A 7,146-nucleotide genomic window follows, 5' to 3' on the forward strand; every position below is an offset into this window, starting at 1 on the left:
AGAAGTACAAATGCTTCTGCGGAATCTTTCAATTCTAAAATAAAGGCATTTAGAGCACAATTTAGAGGTGTTAGGAATGTAGAATTTTTCCTTTTTAGGCTGGAGAAACTTTTTGCTTAATTTTTGAAAACAACAACTTTTGCATTTGATCCTAAAAAAACCGACCAATAAAAAGCCCCATTAAGGGGCTTTTTATAACTTCTGATACTACTAATAACTCCAGTAGTCTATTTCCTTCGTAATCATTTCATACTTGATCTTATCTGCTTCTAATAAAGCATCCAGTCCCTCAGTATATCTCGATATTTTACGATCAAACACATTGCTTTCTTTAATAATGTAGCTAGCGAATTGTCGTTTCCAGAATATGTCATCATACGTTCTTCTTTCCACATCATTTTGCCTATTGTATGTCTCATGATTAATGAATACATAACGAGCCTCTCTAAAATACAACCAGAATAGTGGTTTATCACCTTTAATGTTTCCTTCGTCATCAACCTCTTCTGTAACAGGACATATCCCTATTATTCTAACATCCATTACAGATCTTTGTCTATCAAAGAACCACTCTTCTTTTAACCTATACTTCTTAATTGTAGAAGAATTAAATTCATCAGCCGTAATTTTAGGCTCAAGATCATAAGGTGGATCTGGACTTGGTACCCAAGCCGTTTCAATTGATCCAGAAATTTTATCATTAACTTCTTCTAACGACAATTCTAGACTAAAATCTTCACCAAATATAGCGTCATACGCCATTAGAGTACCATCATTCTTCAGTGCATCCAAAATCACATCTATCAACGATCTTCTACCATTTGCAGGAGTAGTTGGGTAATAGAAAATTTGGTTTTGCTTTTCGCGCAAATCGATAGTTCGCCATATTCTCTTATGCCACATCACATCCGCCTCACGCAGATGTGTCCACTTTATAACTTGTCTGTTCTGTGTATGTTCTGGTACAAAAATACCATCAAGCACCTGGGCCTCTGCTCTTATTGTCATTAACAATGTAACGACCATCAGCATTAACATACTCTTATGCATTCCAACTCTCATAGTAAATGGATTTTGGTTATTTCTCCGTATACGATAACACCCAATAAAGGTTACGTTATTTTATCTTAAAGATAATCGGGCTTAACTTCCTTTTGGTTTTATCTGGCATAGAAACTCTAATCTCTTCAAAATAAACTTTAGAACCTCTAGTCAGCTTTTTAATTAATCCAGTCATTTTTGCATTAACTCGACCACCCTTAATTTTTTCTTCTACAAGGTCACCATCAATTAAAATAGTAAGCGTGAAAGAAATCATTCTCGCGTATACATCGAAATCGAAGTTCTTCATAATTGGCGTAACTGCACCTGCAGCGGCTAACTTATTCTTAGATATCAATCCACCGGCCTGATTAGCAACCAATGGCGTTGGATCTGGAATCATTTTAACCCTAAACTCCGATTTTCCCATCGGTTTCAGATTACCGTCAAAATCGGCAGAAACGCTAATTACCGCTTTACCTGCTTTAGTCGGTTTAACAATATACTTCCCTTTACCCTTTCCTTTACGTAAGGAAGCACCTGTACAACGCGGTTTAACCTTATCATGAGCAACACCAGGTACCGAAATAGAAACTGGATTATCTAGACCAACATAAAATACATTCATTTTATCCGCAGAAACTGTTAATGAAGGTTTTGCAACGATATACGACGTACTAAAACTATATGGCTGATAATCACCATTAGGTTTCTTTATACTTATCAAGCCTTCATATTTCACTTCTCCCTCAGATCTAGCTTTTCTCGTGTAGTGACCAGATCCCCTTTTAGAACTAATTCCACTTGTATCTATAGACCCTTCTACTATAGCTAATCCACCACCTGAAGTATCTAACTTGCCTATTTCAATTTTAGGATCTTGAGTGGTATTAAATGCTGCAACAAATATTTCAGCTTCATAACTTTCTCCTAAGAAAACATAATTCGATTTAGGAATAACTCTAGCAGCCAATGTGTCAAATTTAAAGTCATCAGCAGATACTGCACTTAATAGTTTTGACACTACATCTGATTCTGCATTTCTAACATTCGATTGCAGTGATGTCAAGATAGTAATTACAGCAGAAATAGGAATATGATAAAAATTATCATCTTCCCAAGTTGGTGTACTCCCATTTGGTTTTTTTGGAGGATCCTCAGTATTCAATGCTAATTCAATCTGGGACCTCATTTTAGGAGATAACAATGCTAATAAATCATCATTATATCCTTTTAACATCAATTTCAATTCATTTGCAGACCATTTCCCCGTCTTCATAGTTGTTGGTCCTGGCTCACCAATCATAATATGAGTAGGAATATCGTAATTATCTTTTGAAGCAACATACTTTAATTTCATAGTATCCCTTCTAGGATTATCTATTTCAGTAATCTTATCCGTTTCATAGATCAAATGCAACTTCAATGCATCAATATGCTCGTACAATGCATTAGCTAACCGCTTAACTTCCTGGGCCTTATTCCAAAATGGAGTTACTTTTACAGCATCATTCATTTTCGCCTTTTCAAAAGCATTATATGCTGTTTCATTTTTCTTCATGAAGTTTTCGTTGGTAATCTCGATACCATGGTTTACAATAATAAATGCATCCAAAATATCTTTCGAAACGTTCATTGCCAATAATGCCGTAAGAACGAGGTACATCATTGCAACCATCTTCATTCTTGGCGATAGCACTTCTCCACCCATGAGTTATTGTTTTAAGGGGTTAATAATTATTTGACTAGAAAGTGCTTACTCGATTGAACCACCAGAAGTAGGTCTCGAATAATTCATTGCTGATAGCATGTTGCCATATACCGTGTTCAACGAAGACAAGTTCTCCCCAAGTGCAGAAATCTCCTCTTTGTATCGTTTGGTATCCTCTACAGAATCATGCAAGTTAGTTACCAGTTCACCTATTCCGGCGCTAAGCCTAGAAGTTGCATCTTGATATTCATTTGAACTCTGTATTTGCAACTCGTATATATTATTCAATGATTCTAAACTTTTTGCAACTTTGGATGCTTTATCACCCATAGTTTCTTCCCCATCTGCAATTGACAAAGCACTCAATGATTCGGCAGCTTTATTATATGCATCTGACAATCTCGTATTTGACTCAGCGATCGAACTTTTTGCACTAGTAAACGAGTTAGCTAAATCTCCAGCTGCTGATGAAACTACATCTTTTGCCGAACTATATGAGTTTGCTAAATCACTAACTGATCTTGATGCAGAATTAACGTTTTGAACGTATTCATTCGTTGCAACCGACGCATCTGATATGTCTGCTAAATTTGAAGCCGTGGAATCTAAACTTTTCAAACCTGCACTTAAACTTTCTATTAATTCAGGTCCAATCTTGGCTTCTTCCAACATTCGATCTAACTGTGCTGTAAGTGTGTCATCATCCATCTCCATGGCAAATCCTGTACCAGCAGGTGCAACAGCAGCAACTTCATGTGGAACACCTTCTTCTAGCTCATCAATATCATCATCATGACCATGCGCCAATTGCGGCCAAACTAGACTCCAATCTGTTTCTGCATGTGGAGGCTCAAATGCTGAAAGAAAAAATATGATTGCTTCAACCGACAAACCCGTTACAAGCATTGGACCTGCACCTGGCCAGTGCTGAATTTTAAACATCGCTCCGATAATAACAATCATCGCACCCCAACCATATACATATGCCATTAGTCTCTTACCAGGCATTGTTTGTAGCCACTCTATTGGATTCATAATTTTCCCACAGTTTTAATAGTTAATAAAATTTTCGAACGTCGAATATTGCTCATTTTTTTTACAATTCCAAGCATATCCGTACAAGATACTGCGATTATTCGCTAAGTAATTGCTTACCAAGCTTCCTACAGCACATCATGAACATCCCTTCCTAAATAGGTTCTTACACAACGAAAACCTATATAAGACTTTGCAGTATCTTGATACTCATAAGTTCTAGTACTTGTTTGCATATACATGCCTAGATCTTTCCAAGAACCACCTCTAATTACTTTCCTTTTCAACACCTCAGGATCAGCATCATCGGCTTCATAAACATAGTCTGGTGCCAAATCATGCGAGAAATTATACGCAGATTCATCAAAAGCATTACTTGTCCATTCCGCAACATTCCCTGCCATATCATATAAGCCGTAATCATTAGGGTTATAAGATCCAACCTTCACTGTATGAATACCACCATCCGCATAATAATCACCACGTAATGGTTTGAAGTTACCTAAGAAACAACCTCGTGAATTTCTTATATAAGGTCCACCCCATGGATAAGGGCTAGTATTAAATGTACCTCTAGCTGCATATTCCCATTCTGTCTCCGTAGGCAATCTAAAGTTCTGCACATAAGTTTGACCTCTTTTCTGTAAGAACCCATTCAGTAAGTTAGTTCTCCATATACAGAATGCTCTAGCTTGTTTCCAGCTAACACCTACAACAGGATACTCATCAAACGCTGGGTGCCAAAAGTACATATTTGTCAAAGGCTCATTATATGCATAAGTGAAGTCATGTACCCAACATAATGTATCTGGATAAATTGGAATAACATCTCTCTTAATAAAGATAGATCTATCTGTCATACCTCTTTTTCTTAAAGGCGCACCACCTTCATCAGCATTTGCTGTACCTTTTCTTGCTGCATCTCTTAGATCAATCCAAGTGTACTCGTACAAGTATTTTCTTGTATCGAACTCTTTCCTTCGATTAAATCTTTCGTGCTCTGGCAAATACATTGGCTCTAGAGTTTCTCTTTCCTCATCGGCATACCAATCTATTCTAGCTCTCCAGTTTAATGAAGGTGGATCTATCTCATCTCCATATATATCTTCAGTAACCAAATGCTCTTCATTTACCTCACCCATTAAGTAATGAGCAATTGAATCTCTTACCCAATATACAAATTGACGGTATTCGTTATTTGTAATTTCAGTATGATCAATCCAAAATGCAGGTAATGTTACCGTTTTGGATTGTGTCGTGTTTGAAAATGGCACATCCTGATCACTAGGACCCATTGTAAAACTTCCCGCAGGAATGTACAACATACCATATGGCACAGGTTCAAACCAAATCTCTCTTCCTTGTACGCCTATTAACTCACCGTTTCCTCCTGCACATGCAGTTAAAAGTGCGGCTACTCCTAATAAGATAATCTTATTTACAGTTTTCATAATATTAGCTCCTTTCATTTTAATTAATTCAATACCCAGGTTAGAGGGGATTGTGGCTTATACGCCACTCGTTAAAAAAAGGTTACGGTTTTTTTAAGAATACTTTATAAGTACCTGACATTCTTGTACTTCATCGTCTTCTTTTTCTGAGGCAACTTACAGTACCCAAGCATAATTTCGTGGGTTCCTGCATTAAAGTTACTCAAGTCTGTTATGTTCATATCGTATGCATAACCAAATCTTAAATCAGAAGTAATATTCATTCCAAGCATTGCAAGAATTGCATCTCCTGGTCGGTAAGTTACTCCAGCCCAAAACTGATTGTTATACATTACATTTAGATTGAAATCAAATTGCATTGTCGTTCCATCCGATTTAGCATAGATAGATGGTTTCAATTCTATTGATGGATTAAGATCATAGTTATATCCACCTGTAATATAAAAGTGCCTTTTTAAATCAAACTGTGAATTACCAGCTGCTTTGTAAACCTGATTAGCTAATAACTGAGATGCCGACACACCAAAGTAAAGTTCATTTTGCGAATAATAGACGCCAGCATTAATATCCGGCACCATAGCACTTAATGACGACACAATCGCATCATCTGGATTCGCAGTTGGTGGCGCCCATGTTCCATCACCCAGTCTTTTCATTAATACACCACCGTCTACACCTACACTTAATTTACCAGGCCCAGCATTCAATATGAATGAATATGCTGCCTTTAAACCCGTTGTTTTTTCAGGACCTAATTGATCACTCAATAATACTAGTCCTATTCCTCCATGAATAGCTTGAATAGGCATATCCGCATTTACAACCAACTGCTTAGGATGCCCTTCAAAACTTGTCCATTGATTCCTAGCCAATACCGTAGCACAAATTGCACCGTTTGTACCTGCGTACGCCGGATTAATCTGAAGTTTATTAAACATGTTTTGCGACCACTGGGCATTTTGCTGCCCAAAGGCGAACAACCCTGAAAACATTAATAAAACAAGAACAAAATTCTTTTTCATAAGCTTGATTTTCTCTCTGTAATTGGCGCAAAATGAACCTACACCAATAGCTAATTTACATATTTAATTGAATACCGCCCTAATTATCGACACATTATTGTTTAAAACATTATTCAATATCCTACTTAAGTTAATTTTTGATACGACTTCCACCACCTATCTGGCAAGTTCCCATTACAAGCATAATCATAGTCATTATAGGTACATGGAACCAAATGATGACGATCAAATCTGCTTTTCTTAGAACTTGGATAGGGCACATCTATCCACCACCTTTCACTTTTATTGCTTTTATAAAAAATCAATTCATCTGATTGCTCTTCAACTGATACATAATATTTAGTATACCCTTTAATATCACCTGCTGGGAAATCTCCTTTTCTGTTACTTAATCCTTCTAGAAAGTACCAAACTAATTGTGCAACAAGATTGGTGCTTTGCTTATCTCTATCATACGATGGGTTCATTTCGTAAAAACCAATGGAAGTAAGCTTATCACTCATACCTGCATACCTAGTAATTTGGCATGCCTCTTCTCCATATAAACCATTAGGTATACCATGCCCTGTTCCTGGGGAATCCGACTGACGAATACAAGACACATCAAAACTTACCATGTCCGCATTTCTAAGAACAGGCTCTATTTCCTTCTTATCGTGCTGAACTTCTCCTAGTCGATAGACATCGAAATACATTTTAGACATTAAGTCCAATTTATCCTCAGCCACATAGTAGCTTTGATGACCTAGGTTACTATAGTTGAATAAATAATTTGGCTGACTCAAAATAATCTTAGACAAATAAGATCTTGAATTAAAATCGGCTCCTACATCCTCAATATCAAAACGAGGATCGATGGATACTAAATTAATTGTTTGTTCCAGTT

The 7,146-nt window shown here is 36.8% G+C and carries 7 protein-coding genes; 1 reads left to right on the top strand and 6 read right to left on the bottom strand.

Annotated elements, in window-relative coordinates; translation table 11 throughout:
* The coding region (locus HRT72_02195) for a transposase (GenBank protein ID NQY66521.1) at positions 1-120 on the top strand (120 nt) is incomplete at its 5' end.
* 90 nt (positions 121-210) lie between these two features.
* Here the strand turns inward: HRT72_02195 and gldN are convergent.
* From gldN to HRT72_02225, 6 genes are all read right to left on the bottom strand, one after another.
* Positions 211-1,062 (bottom strand): gliding motility protein GldN, encoded by an 852-nt coding sequence (gldN, locus tag HRT72_02200; protein NQY66522.1) that lies wholly within the window; start codon positions 1,060-1,062, stop codon positions 211-213.
* 55 nt (positions 1,063-1,117) lie between these two features.
* Positions 1,118-2,752 carry a gliding motility protein GldM gene (gldM, locus tag HRT72_02205; GenBank protein ID NQY66523.1) on the bottom strand — a complete coding sequence of 545 codons (1,635 nt, stop codon included), beginning with the start codon at positions 2,750-2,752 and terminating at the stop codon, positions 1,118-1,120.
* Positions 2,753-2,797: 45 nt separating this feature from the next.
* A complete protein-coding gene (gldL, locus tag HRT72_02210) occupies positions 2,798-3,787 on the bottom strand; it encodes a gliding motility protein GldL (GenBank protein NQY66524.1) in 990 nt (329 codons plus the stop codon).
* 128 nt (positions 3,788-3,915) lie between these two features.
* Positions 3,916-5,238: an SUMF1/EgtB/PvdO family nonheme iron enzyme gene (locus tag HRT72_02215; protein NQY66525.1), complete on the bottom strand. Its 1,323-nt coding sequence runs from the start codon at positions 5,236-5,238 to the stop codon at positions 3,916-3,918.
* A gap of 104 nt (positions 5,239-5,342) precedes the next feature.
* A complete protein-coding gene (locus tag HRT72_02220) occupies positions 5,343-6,260 on the bottom strand; it encodes a type IX secretion system membrane protein PorP/SprF (GenBank protein NQY66526.1) in 918 nt (305 codons plus the stop codon).
* Between the two features lie 125 nt (positions 6,261-6,385).
* On the bottom strand, positions 6,386-7,146 hold a 761-nt coding region (locus HRT72_02225; GenBank protein ID NQY66527.1), incomplete at its 5' end, for an arginase family protein.

It is taken from the genome of Flavobacteriales bacterium (assembly GCA_013214975.1).
Taxonomy (GTDB): domain Bacteria; phylum Bacteroidota; class Bacteroidia; order DT-38; family DT-38; genus DT-38.